This is a genomic window from Roseomonas elaeocarpi (genome assembly GCF_042433915.1).
In the GTDB taxonomy this organism is placed as follows: domain Bacteria; phylum Pseudomonadota; class Alphaproteobacteria; order Acetobacterales; family Acetobacteraceae; genus Roseomonas; species Roseomonas elaeocarpi.
In genome coordinates this window covers 1-17,289 of the sequence record NZ_JBHLUN010000021.1, presented here as the reverse complement: position 1 = coordinate 17,289, position 17,289 = coordinate 1, and the positions used below count along the sequence as shown (strand labels likewise).

Sequence of the window (17,289 nt, the reverse complement as noted above, 5' to 3'; positions counted from 1 at the left end):
CCGCACCCCCATGTTCGACGCCGCCTTCCTGGCGGAGGCCTGGCCCGCGCTGCTCACCGGCGCGGCCAACACGGTGCTGGTCTCGCTGGCCGGCATCGCGCTGGGCTTCACGATCGGCGCCGTGATCGCGGCCGCGGCCACCGCGCCGTCGCGACCGGCCCGGGTCTTCGCCGCGCTCTACATCTCCTTCTTCCGCGGCGTGCCGCTGCTGGTGCAGTTGCTGCTGGCCTACTACGTGCTGCCCTTCGTCGGCCTCGACGTCTCGCCCTGGGCCGCGGCGGTGGGGATGCTGGGCCTGTGCTGCGCCGCCTACGCCGCCGAGATCCTGCGCGGCGGCCTGTCCACCGTGCCACCGGCCGCGATCGAGGCCGCGCGCCTGTCCGGCCTGACGCCACGCCAGACCTTTCTACGCATCCGCCTGCCGATCGCTCTGGCCGCCATGCGGCCGGCCCTGATCGGCGAGGCCACCATGATCCTGAAGGCCTCCGCGCTGGTGTCGGTGGTGGGCATCACCGAGATCACCCGCAACGCCCAGGCCATCGCCGCCTCGACCTTCATGCCGCTGGAATCCTACCTCCTGGCCGGGGTCTTCTACCTCGTGCTTAACCTCGTGCTGCTGGGCGTCGGCGCCGCCCGGCGGCAGCCGGCATGAACATCCTCGTCCAGTCGCTGGCGGCGGCGCTCGCCGGCCTGCCGCTGACGCTGCTCACCTGGCTCGGCGGCGCCGTGCTGGGCCTCATCCTCGGCCTGCTCGTCGCCTGCGGCCGACACCTCGGCCCGCGCCCGCTGCGCTGGGTGCTGACGGCCGCCGTCGAGCTCGTGCGCGGCACGCCCTTCCTGATCCAGAGCTTCCTGCTCTACTACGGCGGCCCCTTCGTGGGACTGACGCTGACGCCGGTGGCGGCGGGATTGCTCTCGCTCTCGGTCTATGGTGCTGCCTATTATTCCGAGGTCTTTCGCGGCGGCTTCGCGGCCATCCCGCCCTCGCGGCTGGAGGCGGCCCGGCTGCTGGGGCTGAGCCACGCGCAGTCGGTGCTCCGCATCCTGCTGCCCGGCGCGGCCCTGGCGGCACTGCCCGCGCTGGTCAACCTCACCATCATCCTGTTGAAGGAAACGGCGGTCCTGTCGATCATCACCGTCCCCGAGATCACCTTCCAGGTCACCAGCGTCGGCAGCGCCACCTTCCGCTACGCCCCCGCCATGGCGGTGCTGGCGCTCTTCTACTGGGCGCTGGTGGAGGCGATGTCCTTTGCCGGCCGCCGGGCCGAGCGCACCACCGCGCGGCTGCTCGCGGCATGACGGAACTGCTCCGCGTCACCCGCCTCGAACGCCGCGTCGGCGACCACGAGATCCTGCGCAACATCGACCTGTCCGTGGCACGCGGCGAGGTGCTGGGCATCATCGGACCCTCGGGTTCGGGCAAGTCCTCGCTGCTGCGCTGCATCGCCGGCCTCGACCCGCTCAGCGGCGGCAGCGTCACGGTGGAGGGCAAGCTGGCCCGCCCCGGCGACGGTGCGGTGGGCATGGTGTTCCAGAACTTCGCCCTCTGGCCGCACCTCTCGGCCGAGGAGAACGTGGCCATGCCGCTGCGCGTGGCGCGCAAGACCGGCCGTGAGGAGGCCCGCGCCATCGCCCGCCGGATGCTCGATCGCGTCGGCCTCGCGGCCCTGGCCGAGCGCAAGCCCGCCACCCTGTCCGGCGGCCAGCAGCAGCGCGTCGCCATCGCCCGCACGCTGGCCGCGCGCCCGCGGCTGATCCTGTTCGACGAGCCCACCGCCAGCCTCGACCCGGAACTGACCACCGAGGTGCTGGACGTGATCCGCGACCTCGCGCGCGAAGGGCTGACCATGCTGGTGGTCAGCCACGAGATGGGCTTCATCGCCGGTGTCGCCACCCGCGCCCTGTTCATGGAAGCGGGCCGCGTGCTGGTGGACGGTTCCACCGCCGAGGTCTTCACCCATCCGCGCGAGGACCGCCTGCGCCGCTTCCTCGACAGCTACCTCAGCCGCGTCGCCTGGCGGGCAGCGGAGGCCGCGCAATGACCCGCGCCTTCCACGCCGACACCGCGCTGCTGCCGACAGGCTGGGAGAAGGACGTCGCCTTCACCGTTGATGCTGCGGGAAACATCCTCTCGGTCGAAACGGGCGCCGAGCCGATGGACACGCTGCGCCTGGGCGGCCGTCGCCTGCGCGGCGTCACCGTGCCCGGCATCCCCAACCTCCATTCCCACGCCTTCCAACGCGCCATGGCCGGCCTGGCCGAGCGCCGCTCCCCGCCCGAGGCCGGGCGCGACAGCTTCTGGACCTGGCGCGACACCATGTACCGCTTCGTCAACCGCTTCCGGCCGGAGGATGCGGAAGCCGTAGCATCAATGCTTTATGCCGAACTCCTCACCCACGGCTTCACCTCGGTGGCCGAGTTCCACTACCTACATCACCAGCCCGACGGCACGCCCTACGCCGCTCCGGCCGAGATGGCGCTGCGCCACCTCGAGGCCGCGCGCCGCACCGGCATCGGCATCACCCTCCTGCCCAGCCTGTACCGCTACGGCGGCATCTTCGGGCGCGACCCGGTGCCCGGGCAGCGGCGTTTCCTCAACGATCTCTTCGGCTTCGGCCGCATCCTTGAGAACTGCCGCGAAGCCACCAAGGGCGACGGGCAGGCCGCCACCGGCATCGCCCCGCACTCGCTGCGCGCCGTGACGCCCGAGATGCTGCAGGCGGTCGCCGACCACGAGGGCCCGATCCACATCCACGCCGCCGAGCAGGTGCGCGAGGTCGAGGAATGCCTCGCCGCCACCGGCGCGCGGCCGGTGGAATGGCTGCTGCTGAACGCCCCGCTGGATCGCCGCTGGTGCCTGATCCACTGCACCCACCTGACCTCGGCGGAATCCGAGGCGCTGGCCCGCACCGGCGCTGTGGCGGGCCTCTGCCCGACCACCGAAGCCTCGCTGGGCGACGGCGTCTTCGATCTCGCCACCTGGCTCTCGGCCGGTGGGCGCTTCGGCATCGGCACCGACAGCCATGTCGGCACCGCCCCGCGCGAGGAACTCCGCCTGCTTGAAACCAGCCAGCGCCTCGCCCTGCGCGAGCGCGCCGTGGCCACCGACGAGGACCACCCGCATCCCGGCCGCAACCTCCTGGACCTGGCGCTGGCCGGCGGTGCGCAGGCGAGCGGCCGGGCGATCGGCGCCCTGCTGCCGGGTCACCGCGCCGACTTCGTGGAACTCGATCCCGAGCACCCGACGCTCTACGGGCGGGACGGGAACGCGCTGCTCGACAGCTGGATCTTCTCGGGCCAGGGCAATCCGGTGCGCAGCGTGATCGTGGGCGGACGGGCGGTGGTGGAAGGTGGCCAGCACGTCGAGGCCGGCGCCATCGCGCGCGACTACCGCGCCGCGCTGGACCGGCTGCTGGGATGACGCCGCCGGTGCCGCGCGTGCCGACACCAGCCGCGCCGAAACACGGGTGGGACCAATAGCCTCCCTCTCCGAAGCGGGGATCGCGTGGTGATGCGGTTCGGTCTGCCGCAATGGCAAGGACCTGACGAGGGTAACGGCCGCCCCGGCCGAAGCCCGGCGGAAACCACCACGGGCGAAAATTCGGGCGGCTCGCTGGCGGCCGCGCGTGCGATCCGGCCGCGGCACGGCCCGCGCGTCAGGCCGACTGCGCGGAACCCTCTTCCTGGCGCGCGCGGTGCCGCACCGGCCGGAAGCTGCGCGACAGCGCCGCCGGGGATCGGCGCGCTTCGCAGTGCAGGGCCGGCGGATCGTCCGGCAGGCCGCTCGCGATGAAGCCGATGCTGGTGCCGGTCCCCGGCGGCAGCACCTGCGCCACGTCCCCCGCCTCGACGGTCAGCGTGCCGTCGGTTTCGGCGTGGCAGCGCCCGTTCCACATTTCCACCAGCTGCCAGCCGGGGCGGAAGGCGAGGCTCCAGCCTTCCAGCGCGTCGCGCCCGCGGTTGACGAGCGCGATCTCGCCCTGGAAGCCGTTGTCCCAGCGGCTCACCACCCGAAAGGTGGCCCGCAACGGACCCGGCCCGCGCTCTGCCTCATTCTTTTGCACGAGTGGTGAGGTAGCTCCTGCGCAGGGGCGCTTCCACCGATCACCGGTTGCCGCACGAAATCGTTCTTTCGCCCCGGCGCATCCACGGCGCCGGCGCCTACACCGCGTCGCCCGCGACGCTGCCCGGCGGCAGCGTCAGCACGTGGTCGTGGATCGCGCCCGCCGTGCAGATCCACACCTCCGCCCGTCGCCGGAGGATATGTTCCAGCGCGCCGCGCAGCGCGCGCAGGCGATAGGGTTGTCCGATCAGGTAGGGGTGCAGCGCGATGCCCATGACCTGCGCACGCCCGTCGCGCACCTGCCGCAGCCGCTCGTCGAAGTCGTCCACGATCATCTCCGCGAACTCTCGCGCCCCGTCCTTGCGCGCCACGATCGCCGGGATGTCGTTGATCTCCTGCCCGTAGGGCACCGCCAGCAGCCGCCCGGCGCGCGTGCTGTGCCACACCGGCTGGTCGTCGGAACACCAGTTGAGCGTGTAGCGGTAGCCGGCCGCGCGCAGCAGGTCGGGCGTCGCGCGGCTCTCGGCGATCCAGGGCGACAGCCAGCCGCGCGGCGCCGTGCCCTCGTGATGCGCGATGGTCTCGGTCGCCTCGGCGATCAGCGCGCGCTCCTCCGCCTCCGGCAAGGTGCTCTGCCGCTCGCTGTTGGTGCGGCCGTGGCCCGCCACCTCGTCGCCGCGCGCGCGATGCGCCGCCATCAGCTGCGGCGCGTGCCGGTACATCGCGCTGTTGGCCAGCACGGTGCAGGGCAGGGCGAGTTCGTCCAGCATCTCGAGCACCCGCCACGCGCCCACCCGATTGCCGTAGTCCCGCCAGGCGTAGTTCAGCACGTCGGGCTGCGGCCCGCCGCCGCCATTGGCACCCGGCGCCAGCTCCGCGCCCAGCCCTTCGCCGAAGTGGAAGTGTTCAAGATTGAGCCCGAGATAGACCGCCAGTGTCGCACCGCCCGGCCAAGTCCAGCGCGCGCGCTCGGGCCAGGGATGGTAGCCGTAGCGGTGGTGCTCGGTCATGCGCGCGTCTCCGGGCCGGTGCGTGTTCCGGCCAAGGCTACCGCCGACACGGCAGGGTGCACATCGGGCGGGGAAGGTTTACATGGGGCGCATGTCGTCCAAACCGGCTGAAGACGCCGCCGCCAAGGCCTTCCTGGCCAGGCTCGCGCGCGAGGATCGTTCGCGCCTCCTCCGTCCCGTCATGCTGGGCCTGGCCGCCGCCTTGTGCGGCGTGTGCCAGGCCTGGTTCATCGCCACGCTGCTGGCGGCGCTGCTGGGCTTTCCCGGCGCCGGCTGGGGCGAGCTCGCGGCCGCGGCCGTGCTGGCGCTGGTGCAGGTCGGCCTCGCGGTCGCGCAGGAACGCGCGCAGCAGGCCGCCGGCAGCGCCGCCCGCGCCCGCCTGCGCGCGCGCGTCCAGGCCCGCCTGCTGGAGCTCGGCCCGGCCGACGAACGCCCGGCGGGTGAGCGCGCCGCGCTGATCGTGGACCGGGTCGAGGCGCTGGACGGCTACTTCGCCCGCTGGCTGCCGGCGGCGCGGCTGGCGGTGATCGTGCCGGTCGCCATCGCCGCCGCCGCCGCGGTGGCCGACCCGGTGGGCGGGTTGATCCTGCTGGCCGGCGCGGTGCTGGTGCCGCTCTCCATGGCGCTCACCGGCATCGGTGCCGCGGTGCAGAGCCGCCGGCAGTTCGAGGCGCTGCAGCAGCTTTCGGGCCGCTTCCTCGACCGCGTCCGCGGGTTGCCCACGCTGGTGCTGTTCAACCGCCAGGACGACGAGGCCGGCGCGCTGGGCCGCGCGGCGGATGAGCTTCGTGTCCGCACGCTCCGCGTGCTGCGCGTGGCCTTCCTGGGCTCCGCCGCCATGGAGCTGATCGCGGCCGCCATCCTGGGCTGCCTTGCCTGGCGCCACGCCGCGCTCGCCACCGGAGGCCACCCGTCGCCCACCGCGGCGCTGTTCGTGCTGATCCTGGTGCCCGCCTTCTTCGCGCCGCTGCGCGCCTTCTCGGCCGCCTACAACGAGCGCATGTCCGCCGCCGGTGCGGCCGCCGCCCTGGCACCGCTGCTCGACGCCCCTGCCGCCGAGGGCCTCAGGCTCGAAGAAATCCCGCCCGACGTGGTGCTGACGGTGGAAGACCTGACGCTGCGCTACGACCCCGCCCGGCCGCCGGCGCTGGACGGCGTGAGCTTCCGCGTGCTGCCCGGCGAGACGCTGGTGCTGGCTGGCCCCTCCGGTTCCGGCAAATCCTCCGTGCTGCGCGTGCTGCTGGGCTTCCGCCGCCCCGATGCGGGACGGGTGGCGCTGAACGGCCGTGATGCCCTGGCGCTGCACCCGGCCGAACTGCGCCGCCTCATTGCCTACGTTCCCCAGAAGCCGCACCTGTTCCGCACCACGATCCGCGACAACATCCGCTTCGCGCGTCCGGAGGCTGACGACGCGGCGGTGGAACACGCGGCGCGCGAGGCCCGCGTGCTTGACTTCACCCGCGCCCTGCCGGACGGCCTCGACACCGTGGTGGGCGAGGGCGGCTGGGGCCTTTCCGGCGGGCAGGCGCAGCGCGTCGCCCTGGCCCGCGCCTTCCTGCGCGACCGGCCGCTGGTGCTGCTGGACGAACCCACGGCCCATCTCGACCCCGGCACCGAGGCCGAGGTCCTGGACGGTCTGCGCCGCCTCTGCGCCGGCCGCACCGCGGTGATCGCCAGCCACTCGCCGCTGCTGCGCGACCGCTTCCCGGCGCGCATCCTGACGCTGGAGAACGGCCGCGCTGTTGCCAATCGTCGTTCCTCGCGGGAGGCCGGCCATGTGGCGTGATCTTCGCCGCGTCCTGGGCCTGTGGCGCGCCCACCGCACCTTGCTGCTGCTGGGCGGCCTCGTCGCCTGCCTCGCGGCGCTGGCCGGCGTGGCGCTGCTGGCGCTGGCCGGCAACGGCGTGGCGCTCGGCCTGCATCACGGCATTGCCGCGGCGGCGGTCGGCTCGCTCTTCCTCCTGCGCCCGCTGATCCTGCTCCGCCCGGTGCTCCGCTGGAGCGAGCGGATGACCACCCACGCCGCCACCTTCCGGGCGCTCGCCGACACCCGCGTCTGGTTCTTCCGCCGACTGGCCGACCGCCTGCCCGCGGGCCTCGGCCTGCGCCGCGCCGGCGATCTGCTCGGCCGGTTGGTGTCCGACGTCGAGGCGCTGGACGGCCTCTACCTCCGCGCTCTGGTGCCGATCGCCGCCGCGGCGGTGTCGGTGGTGGCCATCGCCGCGATCCTCGGCTGGACCTCGCCCGCGCTGATGGCCGTGGTTTGCCTGCCGCTCGCCCTGGCGCTGCTCCTGCCGCCGATCCTGGCGCCCGTGGCCGCCCGCAACGCCGCCCGCGTGGCCGAGGCCCGCGGCACGCTGCGCGCCGAAGCGGTGGAGCCGCTGCTGGGACTGGAAGACGTGCTCTCGGTGAACGGCGAGGCCGCCGCCGCCGCCCGCCTCGCGGAAGCCGGCCGGCAGCAGGCCCGCGCCGAGCGCCGCGCCAGCCGCGCCAGCGCGCTGGGTGGTGCCGCCGGCACGGTGCTGACGCAGCTGGCGCTCCTCGGCGCCCTGGCCTGGGGCGTGCTGGCCTGGGGCACCGGCCATGCCGGCGACACCGCGGCGCAGGCGCTGCTCGCCGTGCCGGCGCTGTTCCTGGCGCTGGCGGCCGCCGAGAATCTGGCCGCCGTGCCGCGCGCCGGCCTCGCCCTGGCCGGCGCCGGTGCCGCGGCGCGCCGGCTGCTCGACGCCGCCGACGCACCCGTGCCGGTCGCCGTGCCCGCATCGCCCGCGCCCGCGCCGAAGGGCCACGCCATCCGCTTCGAGGACGTCCGCTTCCGCTGGTCGCCCGAGCGGCCGGAGGTCCTGGACGGGCTGACGCTGGAGATCCCCGAAGGCGCGCGCGTGGCGCTGCTGGGCCCGTCGGGCAGCGGCAAGTCCACCGTGGCGGCGCTCCTGCTCCGCCTCGCCGACCCGCAGAACGGGCGCATCACCGTCGGTGGCACCGATCTCGCCGCCATGGCGCCCGAGGCGGTGCGGACCCGCATCTCCTGCCTGACCCAGGATGCGCGCCTCTTCGACGACACCGTGGCCGCCAACCTGCGCCTCGCCGACCCTGCAGCCTCCGACGCCGCGCTGTGGCAGGCGCTGGAACGCGCCCGCGTGGCCGACCTCGTGCGCGCCCTGCCGGACGGGCTCGACACCCGCTGCGGTGAGGGCGGGGCGCGATTCAGCGGCGGGCAGGCCCGTCGCCTGGCGCTCGCCCGCGCGCTGCTCTCGCCCGCCCCGGTGCTGATCCTGGATGAGCCCGCGGCCGGCCTCGACGTGTCGGCCGAGCGCGCCTTCTTGGAAACCCTGGGCGAGGCCACCGCCGGCCGGACCGTGCTGCTGATCGCCCACCGCCTGCTCGGGGTGGAGCGCCCGACCCGCGTGCTGCGGATGGTGGGCGGCCGGGCCCTGCCGGCCACCGCCTGAGGCCGGGCGCCGCGGAACCGGAATGCGAAACCGGGGCGCGAGACCATCCAGCACGGCTCAATCCCCGCGCTTCCGTCCGCGTGGCAGAACGTGTTGCTGCGGCGCGGGAGACACGTTCGATCAGGCACTTGCGGCGCATGGCCGCACCACGCGGTTGTGTCGTTGACGGGCCCGGCGACGCATCGCATCACCAACGAACATCCTGATGGAGTTAGCGCCTCGATGCGCCGCCTGTTCCTGGCATCCCTTGCTGCCCTGCCGCTGCTCGCCGCCTGCACCGCTTCGGAAGTGGTCACCCCCGCCTCCCGCGTCGTCTTCTTCACCCAGGACGACGTGACCCTCGACGACGCCGCCAAGGGCGTGGTCGCCGAGGCGGCCGAGGTCGCCAAGCGCCACCCCTCCACCACCGTGCGCGTGGCCGGCTTCTCCGACCCGGCCCCGACGCCCGTTCCCGGCGGCAACACCCGGCTGAGCGACCTGCGCGCCCGCGCCGTGGCCGCCGAGCTGCGCGCCGACGGCGTGGCTCCGGCCCGCATCATCATCCAGCCGCGTGGCGCCACGACTTACGAGTCCGTGCCGGTGGAAAGCCGCCGCGTGGAGATCAATATCTCCAACTGATGTTCGGATTCCTGCGTGACCGTACCGCCGGCAGCGATGCGCGACGGGTTCTCCACGACGTCTTCGGTCACCGGGAGTTCCGAGGACGCCAGGAGGAGATCGTCTCCCACGTCGTGGGAGGCGGCTCCGGCCTGGTGCTCATGCCCACCGGCGGCGGCAAGAGCCTGTGCTACCAGGTGCCGGCGCTGGTTCGCCCCGGTCTCGGCGTGGTCGTCTCGCCGCTGATCGCGCTGATGGAGGACCAGGTCTCGGCCCTCCGCCAGGCCGGCGTCGCCGCGGCGGCGCTCCATTCCGAGCTCGACGACGAGCGCCGTTCCGCCGTGATGCGCGACCTCGGCAACGGCACGCTCAAGCTCCTCTACGTGTCGCCCGAGCGGCTGAACCTCGAATCCACCCTCGAACGCCTCGGCCGCACCGACCTCGCCCTCTTCGCGATCGACGAGGCGCACTGCGTGTCGCAGTGGGGCCACCACTTCCGCCCCGACTACCGATCGCTCGACAACCTCCAGCGCCTGTTTCCCGACGTGCCGCGCGTGGCGCTTACGGCGACGGCCGATGCCCGCACCGTCGAGGACATCCGCGAACGACTGGGCCTGACCGACGACCCGGTGTTCCGCGGCGGCTTCGACCGCCCCAACATCCGCATCGAGGCCGCGCCGCGCGACAGCGCCCGCCGCCAGATCCTGCAATTCGCCCGCGAGGCCTCGGACGGGCGCGGCGCCGGCATCGTCTACTGCTCCACCCGCAAGGGTTCGGAACAGACCGCCGGCTGGCTGCGCGAGAACGGGCACGACGCCATCTCCTTCCACGCCGGCATGGACCCGGCCGACAAGCGCGCCGCGCACAACCGCTTCGCCAGCGGCGACGCCGTGGTGATGGCCGCGACCGTGGCCTTCGGCATGGGCATCGACCGCCCCGACGTGCGCTGGGTCGCCCACGCCGCGCTGCCTGCCAGCCCCGAAAGTTGGTATCAGGAGATCGGCCGCGCCGGCCGCGACGGGCTGCCCGCGCGATCCCTGCTGCTGCACGGCGCCGAGGACATCGTCTGGGCCCGTCACCGCCTGGAAGACAGCCCCGCCTCGGACGAGCAGAAGCGCATCGAGCGCGAGCGCCTGAACCGCATGGTCGCCATCGCGGAATCCCCGACCTGCCGCCGCCGCATCCTGCTGCGCTGCTTCGGCGAGGACTTGGAGCAGGATTGCGGCAACTGCGACGCCTGCCTGCGCCCGCCCTCGCTGCGCGACGGCACGGTGGCGGCGCAGAAGCTGCTGTCCGCCGTGGTGCGCACCGGCTCGCGCTTCGGCCTCGGGCACCTCGTGGACGTTCTCCGGGGCGAGAAGACCGACAAGGTCATCCAGTTCAACCACGACCAGCTGCCGACCTTCGGCGTCGGCAAGGATGTGTCGGCGCAGAACTGGCGCGGCATCGCGCGGCAGCTCGTGGCGCGCGGCGCGCTGGACGTGGCGGTGGAGAACCACGGCGAGTACCGCCCCACCGAGGCCGCCCGCGCCATCCTGCGCGGCGAGGAGAAGGTGATGATCCGCGTCGACGTGGAACGGGTGCCCAGCGCCCGCAACACCCGCCGGCGCGGTGAGGCCCCGGCCTTCAGCGGCGACCCGGTCTTCGAGGCGCTGCGCTCCTGGCGGCGCGAGGAAGCGCAGCGCCAGTCGCTACCAGCCTACATGATCTTCAGCGACCGCACGCTGGGCGAGATCGCCGCGATGCGCCCGACCGACCTCGACGAGCTCGCCACCGTGCCCGGCGTCGGCGCCAGCAAGCTGGAACGCTACGGCGAGGACGTTCTGGACACGCTGCGCCGCTGCGACTGACGGGGCGCGCGGGCGGGTGAATCCTCCGCCGTCCGCTCAGGGCCTCGCCATGGGTCGCGGTCCTCGCGTCGTGGCAGCTACTGGTCGCGGGCGCTCCGAAAACGGGTTTCGAGTGGATTTGACGGGCAGAATCCTGCCCGTGTGGAGCCCCGCCGCTCCATTTCGAAAGGGGAGCCGATCCTGCGCTTGGTCTGCCTGCGTACGCTGCCAGACCATGGCGTGAGAGCAATCGTATCCATATCGGAATGAATTGTTGCATGTCGCCGACCGAGCGCGGAATGTCGTATCGGGAGGAGAACGAAATGCCGCAAGACGCGCCAATTGCCAAAGGTGTTGCCGACATCCTGGCAACTCCGATCCGGTGGCACGATGCCAAGCACGACCCGAACTTGAACGTGATGCTCTGCGATCTTCAGGCAAACATCCTGAAGGGCCATGGACGCGATCACACCGGCCATGTGTTCGTGAGCTTCCATGGCATGACGCCCGCCGCGATCGCGGACGTGCTGCGCGGCTTGGCGCCGAGGGTAAAGACTGCTCTCGAGCAGCTGACCAGCACGGAACATTACAAGATGACCGGCGAGGACGGGGGCACGGTGATCTGCGTGTTCCTCGCGCGCGGGGCCTACGGGAAGCTCCAGCTGCCCGCCATGCGCCGGCCCAAGGATCCCGCCTTTGTGGCCGGCATGCGGGCGCGGGGGCAACTCCCGAAGCTGCAGTTCGTGGGAATTCCCGGTGGGCTCGACGGGCTCAACGACCCGCCGCAATCCCAGTGGGGCACCGGCTGGGGCGACGAAATGCCCGAGCCGGACGCGATGATCCTGGTCGCAGGGGATACGACCGATCAGGTCACGCAAGGGCTGCAGGAGGTTGAGGCCCTGCTGAACGGCACGGGTGCCTCCATCCTGACCGTAGAGCGTGGCGAGGCGCAGCGACGCAGGCAGCCCGGCGGGAACCCCAAAGGTGAGGGGCTCGAACACTTCGGCTACGTCGACGGACGCAGCCAGCCGCTGTTCCTGCAAGAGGACATCGCCGCCGAAACCGGAATGCGCTGGAACCCGGCCTTTCCTCCGTCGCAGTTCGTGGTTCCCGACCCTGGCGGCAGGAGTCCGCTCGCCTGCGGTAGCTACTTCGTGTTCCGCAAGCTCGAGCAGAACGTCAAGAAGTTCAAAGCGCAGGAAGATGAGCTCGCCGGGTTGCTGAACCTGCCGGCCAAAGACCGCGAAAGGGCCGGGGCGATGGTCGTCGGGCGCTGGGAGGACGGCACACCGGTGGTCGGGCCCAGCGACGCGCCAGTCGCCGGCATGCCCATGAACGACTTCAACTACGGGGAGGATGCCGAAGGGCTTCGCTGCCCGTTCCGCGCCCATATCCGCAAGACCAACCCGCGCAGCCCGGAACCGAAGCCCGGCGACCCGGCACCGCCGCCCGGCCTTCCGGCGGAGCGAAGCCGGATCATGGCCCGGCGCGGCATCACCTATGGCCAGCGCCAGCCGCGCCCGGACGGCGCCGACTTCCCGGAGGATGATCTGCCGGAACGCGACGTCGGCCTGCTGTTCATGGCCTACATGTCGAACATCACCGAGCAGTTCGAGTTCACGCAGGCCGGCTGGGCCAACAACTCGAACTTTCCGACTGGCAACGCCGGGGTGGATCCGGTGCTCGGCCAGCGTCCGAACCCGGCGGCACCGCCCAACACGCACTGGCAGGACGGAACCGTCGCGGGGGGCCGCACCGGCCATGAAGCGCAGTTCGACTTCAAGACCAGTGTCACGCTGCTGGGGGGCGACTACTTCTTCGCGCCCTCGGTCGGGTTCCTGAAGAACCCGATCTGAGCCTGCGCGCCGGCGCCGCGACGGAAGCGGCGCCGGCTCCAGCGACCTGGGGGCTCGGCGGTCCTATGGTCAGCCGAGGCCCAGTTCCTGCAGCACCGCCACCGCCCGCTGCCGCTCCTCGCCTTCCAGCGGCAGGATCGGCCGCGGCGGCACGGCCGCGATCCCCAGCAGCTCAGCCGCCACGAAGGCGACGCGCAGGCTGCCGACTTCGCGGAACAGCGCCCAGAGCGGCTCCATCCGCGCGTCGAGGCGGGCGAGTTCCGCCGCGTCGCCCGCCTTTGCCGCGCGCATCATCGCGATGGCGTCGGTCGGCAGGAAGCCCGCCACGACGCTGTACCAGGTCGCGCCACCTGCCAGCACCGAGGCCGGGGCGGTCCAATCGCCGCTGTAGCCGACCGCGAAACCTGCCGGCATCGCCGCCGCCAGCGCCCGGTGCCGCGCCGCCGCCTCGGCCGCCGGCGGGGCGGGGTTCTTCACCGCCACGATGCCGGGCACCTCCGCCAGACGGCGCAGCAGCGCCTCGGTGAAGGTGAAATGCGTGGTCGAGGGGTTGTTGTAGATGCAGAGCGGCAGCGGCGTGGCCGCGGCCACGGTGCGGAAATGCTCGAACACCTCCGCATCACGCAGCGGCGTGTAGGAGACCGGCGCCAGCAGCAGCCCGTCCGCCCCGGCCGCGGCGGCGTCGCGGGCGAGAACCACTGCCTCGTCGGTCCGCAGCGCGCCGACCCCCACGATCAGCGGCCGGCGCCCGCGCAGCATTCCGGCCACGACCTCCGTCGCCCGTTGCCGCTCGGCGCGGCCGAGATAGGCATAGGTGCCGGTGCTGCCCAGCAGGCCCACGGAGTCCACCCCAGCCTCATCCAGCCGCGCCACGAGGCGGAGCAGCGCCGCCGTGTCCACCCGCCCGCCGGGATCGGCGGGGGTGATGGGAAAGGCGGAAAGGCCGTGGAACAGGGTTTCAGCGGTAGGCATGGCGGGGTCTCCTTCGCATCGGGGATGCGGCCAGGCGGGCGAGCGGGAAAGGGCCAATCCGCTCTGGCTCAAAGCGACCACTTCGGCGGGCGCAGGAAAGTCTCGCAATCCGCCAGGGCCTCATATAGGATGATATTCATATCGACAGGTCTCGGCCTGACTCCCGTAGTCGCCTCGGTTCGACGTGTGGTTCGCTGACCAGCCGTGGCCGTCCGACGCTCGCTCACCAAGCGGCGACGGGGCATGTCCGATGTGCGGGATCACCAAAACGTCGCCCCGCAAGGCGCGGAAAAAGCGTGCAGGAACCGAGTCGCGGGCGCAGTCTCCGGCCTGAGGGAGGCACCAGGAATGCCATTCGACGGAACGAACTTCCCGCCACGTCCCAATGAGCCCAGGCCAGTCTCGCGTCAGGAACGCTTCTTCGTGGCGGTCGCGATCGTGGTGACGCTGCTGATGATGCTGATGCCGATCTCGCCCGCGGGGGTTGCCGGGCTCATCCACTACTTCTGGGGCTGAGCCGCGCCGCGGTGCCGCCCGGAAGGGGCGGTAAGGAAGTAAGATAGTAAGATGGTAAGGCGAAACGGCGTCCCGGACCTCGCGGGCCCGGGACGCCGGCATGGCGCGCGCCGTCAGGCTGGCGCCAGCACCCCGTCGCGCAGCCGGAGCTGCCGGTCGTGGAACTTCGCGACCGCCGGCCGGTGGGCGATCGACACGATACCGGTTCCCGGCAGGCGTTCCCGCAGCAAGCCGTAAAGGCGTTCCTCCGCTTCCGGGTCGAGGCTGGCCGTGGCCTCGTCGAGGAACAGCCAGCGCGGCTTCTGCAACAGCGCGCGGGCGAGGGCGAGGCGCTGCTGCTCGCCGCCTGAGAGGCGACGCTCCCAATTGTCGGTCTCGTCGAGGCGCTGCCCCAGCGCGTCGAGCCCGGCCAGCGACAGTGCCTCGTGCAGTTGCGCCTCGCTGTACTCGGACGGGTCGTGCGGATAGGCCACGGCCTGTCGCAGCGAGCCTTCGGGGATATAGGGGCGTTGCGGCAGGAACAGCGCCTCGGTGCCTTGGGGCACCGACACCGTGCCGCGGCCGAAGGGCCAGATGCCGGCCAGGGCGCGGAACAGGGTGGACTTGCCGCTGCCCGAGGCGCCGGTGATCACCACCGCCTCGCCGGGCTGGACCGTGAGGTCGGCATCCTGGATCAGCGGCTTGCCGTCCGGCAGCGACAGCGCCACGTCCTGCGCCACCAGCGCCGGTCCTGCCGCCACCTCGCGGCGCGGGCCTTCGGCCGCATGGGCTTCGGCCGCGGCGATGGCGCGGGTGAAGCCCGACAGTCGCTGCACCGTGGCACGCCAGTCGGCCACCGCCGAGTAGCTGTCCACGAACCAGGAAAACGCGCCCTGGACCTGCCCGAAGACCGAGGAGGTCTGCGTCAGCGCGCCCAGCGTGATCCGCCCGGCGAAGAAGGCCGGCGCCGCCACCACGAAGGGGAAGATGATCGCGACCTGCCCGAAGGCGGAGGTGAAGAAGGTCAGCCGCTTCGTGACCGTCATCAGCGCCCGCCAGTTGGCGACCACGTCGCGGAAGCGGCTGCCGAGGACGCGCTCCTCGCCGGCCTCGCCGTGGTGCAGCGCGATTCCCTCGGCGTGCTCGCGTACGCGCACCAGCGAGAAGCGGAAGTTCGCTTCCAGCTTCTGCTGGTTGAAGCTCACCGGCACCAGCGCGCGCCCGACGAGGTGCGTCAGCCAGGTGCCCAGCGCCGAGTAGAGCAGGGCCACCCAGACGAGATAGCCGGGGATCGGCAGGTTCAACACGTTGACGGCGTCCGACAGGCTCCAGAGCACCGCGACGAAGGAGACCAGCGTCACCACCGAGCTCATCAGCCCGAGGCCCAGCGACAGGGTGGAGTTGACGAAGCCCGGTACGTCGTCGGCGATGCGCTGGTCGGGGTTGTCGGTTCCGGTTTCCGTCAGCGACAGGCGGTAATAGGCCCGCGCGTGCAGCCAGTTCGCGGTCAGCCGCGCCGTCAGCCAGCGGCGCCAGCGGATCTGCAGCAGCTGCCGCAGGTAGATCTGCGCCACCGCCACGATGATGAACAGCGCCGCCACGATGCAGAAGCCAGGCAGGTAGCCTTCCTCCGGATCATGCCGGCCCAGGAACAGCAGCTGCGTGAAGGCCGCATAGTCCTTGTCCTGCAGGGAGTTGAAGAAGGCCCGGTTCCAGAAGGTCAGGATTACGTTCATCCCGACGAGACCCAGGTTCAGCAGGACCACTACCGCCAGCAGCGCCCGGGCCGACCAGCGTTCCTCGCTGGACCAGTAGGGGCGGGCGATCGCCCAGGCTTCACGCAAGGCGCCCTTGATGCCGCGCATCGGCGATAAGCTCCGTTTCTCAGATGTCGCGAGAAGGCGCCCGATGCGGCGCCACGTCCAGGGGTGCGCCCTCAGGCGCTTGCAACGATCCGCAACCGGATGACGCCGCGCAGCTCATCGAGGTCGGCGACCGGCTTGCCCTTTCGCAGCACCTCGATCTCGCCGCGCTTGGCCATGCGGACGGCCGCGCGCCGCACCGGCGTCATCAGCGGGCGCCAGTCCTCGCCGCGCAGGTCGCGCGCCACCTCGCTCGGGCAGATCGAGGCCGCGGCGCCGCGTTCCGTCGCCAGGCGGAGGATCGTGGCCTCGATCGCCGCGTCGTCGGGCCCGCTCATGGGATCAGCCATCGTGCTTCCACCGGCCGTGCCGGGTCCTCATCCTTGAAACGAAAGCGGGCGCGGCGGTGCGTGTCGCGGCCGAGCTCCAGCAGCTCGAGCTCGCGCAGCTGCACCACCACGGCGCAGAAGTTGTGGCGCGCGGCGTCGATGGCCGCGGGAAAGGGCGTGGGGGCGGCTAGGACATGCCCGGGCACCTCGCTCCAGCCGTAGGTGCGACGCTCCGCCTCCTTGGTCTCGTTCCAGGCGGCGTCCGCAAGCTCGTCGTCCAGGTGCAGGCTCGCGTCGCCCGATAGGCGCAGCTGCAGGCGGCGCCCGGCATCCCAGCCCAGCAGCGAGGCGCGCGGATCGCGGCGCATCTCCACGATCTTGGCGGCGCGTCGGTCGCTATGGAACCGCAGGCGAAGCGTCGTCCGGTCGAAGCCGCGCAGCACCACGTTGCGCTGTCGGGCCGCCCCATCCGGCCCGGTGGTCGCGACGTCCAGGGTGCGCAGCGGCGCATCGTGTTCGTGCAAGGCCGCGGACAGGGCGGCCAGTCCGGCATCGAGGAACAGGCGCAGCGCGTCAGGGGCTGAAGCGTCGCTCATGGGAATGGCTCCGCCGTTTGGGTCATCGAAAGCAGAAAAGGAAAGGGCCGGTCCTTGCGGACCGGCCCTCCCTGGTCAAGCGACGGTTGAGGTCGCCTGCGCGATCAGCGCAGGACGATCTCGACGCGGCGGTTCTGCGGCTCGCGCACGCCGTCGGCGGTGGCGACCAGCGGACGGCTCTCGCCGAAGGCCTGCACCGTCATCTGCGAGCGAGCCACGCCGTTGCGG

16 protein-coding genes and 1 pseudogene are annotated in these 17,289 nt (G+C 72.2%); 10 read left to right on the top strand and 7 right to left on the bottom strand.

All coding sequences use genetic code 11. The features are described 5' to 3' along the window. The first annotated feature begins 10 nt into the window (after positions 1–10). From ACFFGY_RS21825 to ACFFGY_RS21810, 4 genes are read left to right on the top strand one after another with little or no spacing between them, the layout of a single operon-like run. Positions 11–652, top strand: coding sequence for an amino acid ABC transporter permease (locus ACFFGY_RS21825; protein ID WP_377046654.1), 642 nt, complete (start codon positions 11–13; stop codon positions 650–652). After that, positions 649–1,299 carry an amino acid ABC transporter permease gene (locus ACFFGY_RS21820; protein WP_377046653.1) on the top strand — a complete coding sequence of 217 codons (651 nt, stop codon included), beginning with the start codon at positions 649–651 and terminating at the stop codon, positions 1,297–1,299. Before ACFFGY_RS21825 ends, ACFFGY_RS21820 begins: the two co-directional genes overlap by 4 nt. Continuing rightward, on the top strand, positions 1,296–2,042 hold the full coding sequence (locus ACFFGY_RS21815) for an amino acid ABC transporter ATP-binding protein (protein WP_377046652.1): 747 nt from the start codon (positions 1,296–1,298) through the stop codon (positions 2,040–2,042). Before ACFFGY_RS21820 ends, ACFFGY_RS21815 begins: the two co-directional genes overlap by 4 nt. Beyond that, the gene (locus ACFFGY_RS21810) at positions 2,039–3,421 is read left to right on the top strand and encodes a formimidoylglutamate deiminase (protein WP_377046651.1); all 1,383 of its coding nucleotides are present in this window, start codon (positions 2,039–2,041) and stop codon (positions 3,419–3,421) included. The genes ACFFGY_RS21815 and ACFFGY_RS21810 overlap by 4 nt, the downstream gene beginning before the upstream one ends. A 235-nt stretch (positions 3,422–3,656) precedes the next feature. Here ACFFGY_RS21810 and ACFFGY_RS21805 read toward each other — a convergent pair whose 3' ends face one another. Together ACFFGY_RS21805 and ACFFGY_RS21800 are read right to left on the bottom strand one after the other, a co-directional pair. Continuing rightward, positions 3,657–4,028: a cellulose binding domain-containing protein gene (locus ACFFGY_RS21805; protein ID WP_377046650.1), complete on the bottom strand. Its 372-nt coding sequence runs from the start codon at positions 4,026–4,028 to the stop codon at positions 3,657–3,659. A gap of 133 nt (positions 4,029–4,161) precedes the next feature. Next, positions 4,162–5,073, bottom strand: coding sequence for a polysaccharide deacetylase family protein (locus tag ACFFGY_RS21800; RefSeq protein WP_377046649.1), 912 nt, complete (start codon positions 5,071–5,073; stop codon positions 4,162–4,164). A gap of 91 nt (positions 5,074–5,164) precedes the next feature. Between ACFFGY_RS21800 and cydD the strand changes: the two genes are divergently transcribed. The 5 genes from cydD (at position 5,165) to ACFFGY_RS21775 (ending at position 12,807) form a co-directional block, all read left to right on the top strand. Further along, on the top strand, positions 5,165–6,859 hold the full coding sequence (gene cydD / locus ACFFGY_RS21795; protein ID WP_377046648.1) for a thiol reductant ABC exporter subunit CydD: 1,695 nt from the start codon (positions 5,165–5,167) through the stop codon (positions 6,857–6,859). After that, complete coding sequence (cydC, locus tag ACFFGY_RS21790; RefSeq protein ID WP_377046647.1) at positions 6,849–8,525, top strand: thiol reductant ABC exporter subunit CydC; 1,677 nt, start codon at positions 6,849–6,851, stop codon at positions 8,523–8,525. The genes cydD and cydC overlap by 11 nt, the downstream gene beginning before the upstream one ends. Positions 8,526–8,747: 222 nt before the next feature. Then, positions 8,748–9,143 (top strand): OmpA family protein, encoded by a 396-nt coding sequence (locus ACFFGY_RS21785; protein WP_377046646.1) that lies wholly within the window; start codon positions 8,748–8,750, stop codon positions 9,141–9,143. Next, the gene (gene recQ / locus ACFFGY_RS21780; RefSeq protein WP_377046645.1) at positions 9,143–10,972 is read left to right on the top strand and encodes a DNA helicase RecQ; all 1,830 of its coding nucleotides are present in this window, start codon (positions 9,143–9,145) and stop codon (positions 10,970–10,972) included. The genes ACFFGY_RS21785 and recQ overlap by 1 nt, the downstream gene beginning before the upstream one ends. 257 nt (positions 10,973–11,229) lie before the next feature. Next, the gene (locus ACFFGY_RS21775) at positions 11,230–12,807 is read left to right on the top strand and encodes a Dyp-type peroxidase (protein WP_377046644.1); all 1,578 of its coding nucleotides are present in this window, start codon (positions 11,230–11,232) and stop codon (positions 12,805–12,807) included. 69 nt (positions 12,808–12,876) lie between these two features. Here the strand turns inward: ACFFGY_RS21775 and ACFFGY_RS21770 are convergent, their stop codons facing one another. Next, positions 12,877–13,779, bottom strand: a complete 903-nt coding sequence (locus tag ACFFGY_RS21770) for a dihydrodipicolinate synthase family protein (RefSeq protein ID WP_377046643.1) — start codon at positions 13,777–13,779, stop codon at positions 12,877–12,879. 348 nt (positions 13,780–14,127) lie between these two features. On the opposite strand from ACFFGY_RS21770, the gene ACFFGY_RS21765 reads away from it, so the two are divergent. Further along, positions 14,128–14,295, top strand: coding sequence for a hypothetical protein (locus ACFFGY_RS21765; RefSeq protein WP_377046642.1), 168 nt, complete (start codon positions 14,128–14,130; stop codon positions 14,293–14,295). A 113-nt stretch (positions 14,296–14,408) separates the two neighbouring features. Here ACFFGY_RS21765 and ACFFGY_RS21760 read toward each other — a convergent pair whose 3' ends face one another. From ACFFGY_RS21760 to ACFFGY_RS22770, 4 genes and pseudogenes are all read right to left on the bottom strand, one after another. Further along, a complete protein-coding gene (locus ACFFGY_RS21760) occupies positions 14,409–16,139 on the bottom strand; it encodes an ABC transporter ATP-binding protein/permease (protein WP_377046641.1) in 1,731 nt (576 codons plus the stop codon). 71 nt (positions 16,140–16,210) lie between these two features. Continuing rightward, positions 16,211–16,486, bottom strand: a complete 276-nt coding sequence (locus ACFFGY_RS21755; protein ID WP_377046640.1) for a DUF3253 domain-containing protein — start codon at positions 16,484–16,486, stop codon at positions 16,211–16,213. Next, positions 16,471–17,061, bottom strand: a complete 591-nt coding sequence (locus ACFFGY_RS21750; RefSeq protein ID WP_377046639.1) for a pyridoxamine 5'-phosphate oxidase family protein — start codon at positions 17,059–17,061, stop codon at positions 16,471–16,473. The genes ACFFGY_RS21755 and ACFFGY_RS21750 overlap by 16 nt, the downstream gene beginning before the upstream one ends. A gap of 104 nt (positions 17,062–17,165) precedes the next feature. Then, positions 17,166–17,289 (bottom strand): annotated as a pseudogene (locus ACFFGY_RS22770) (OmpA family protein); the annotation flags it as partial.

Coding starts and splice junctions, on each gene's coding strand:
- ACFFGY_RS21825 (WP_377046654.1), top strand. CDS start 11: ATGTTCGACGCCGCCTTCCTGGCGGAGGCCTGGCCCGCGCTGCTCACC.
- ACFFGY_RS21820 (WP_377046653.1), top strand. CDS start 649: ATGAACATCCTCGTCCAGTCGCTGGCGGCGGCGCTCGCCGGCCTGCCG.
- ACFFGY_RS21815 (WP_377046652.1), top strand. CDS start 1,296: ATGACGGAACTGCTCCGCGTCACCCGCCTCGAACGCCGCGTCGGCGAC.
- ACFFGY_RS21810 (WP_377046651.1), top strand. CDS start 2,039: ATGACCCGCGCCTTCCACGCCGACACCGCGCTGCTGCCGACAGGCTGG.
- ACFFGY_RS21800 (WP_377046649.1), bottom strand. CDS start 5,073: ATGACCGAGCACCACCGCTACGGCTACCATCCCTGGCCCGAGCGCGCG.
- cydD (WP_377046648.1), top strand. CDS start 5,165: ATGTCGTCCAAACCGGCTGAAGACGCCGCCGCCAAGGCCTTCCTGGCC.
- cydC (WP_377046647.1), top strand. CDS start 6,849: ATGTGGCGTGATCTTCGCCGCGTCCTGGGCCTGTGGCGCGCCCACCGC.
- ACFFGY_RS21785 (WP_377046646.1), top strand. CDS start 8,748: ATGCGCCGCCTGTTCCTGGCATCCCTTGCTGCCCTGCCGCTGCTCGCC.
- recQ (WP_377046645.1), top strand. CDS start 9,143: ATGTTCGGATTCCTGCGTGACCGTACCGCCGGCAGCGATGCGCGACGG.
- ACFFGY_RS21775 (WP_377046644.1), top strand. CDS start 11,230: ATGTCGCCGACCGAGCGCGGAATGTCGTATCGGGAGGAGAACGAAATG.
- ACFFGY_RS21770 (WP_377046643.1), bottom strand. CDS start 13,779: ATGCCTACCGCTGAAACCCTGTTCCACGGCCTTTCCGCCTTTCCCATC.
- ACFFGY_RS21765 (WP_377046642.1), top strand. CDS start 14,128: ATGCCATTCGACGGAACGAACTTCCCGCCACGTCCCAATGAGCCCAGG.
- ACFFGY_RS21760 (WP_377046641.1), bottom strand. CDS start 16,139: ATGCGCGGCATCAAGGGCGCCTTGCGTGAAGCCTGGGCGATCGCCCGC.
- ACFFGY_RS21755 (WP_377046640.1), bottom strand. CDS start 16,486: ATGGCTGATCCCATGAGCGGGCCCGACGACGCGGCGATCGAGGCCACG.
- ACFFGY_RS21750 (WP_377046639.1), bottom strand. CDS start 17,061: ATGAGCGACGCTTCAGCCCCTGACGCGCTGCGCCTGTTCCTCGATGCC.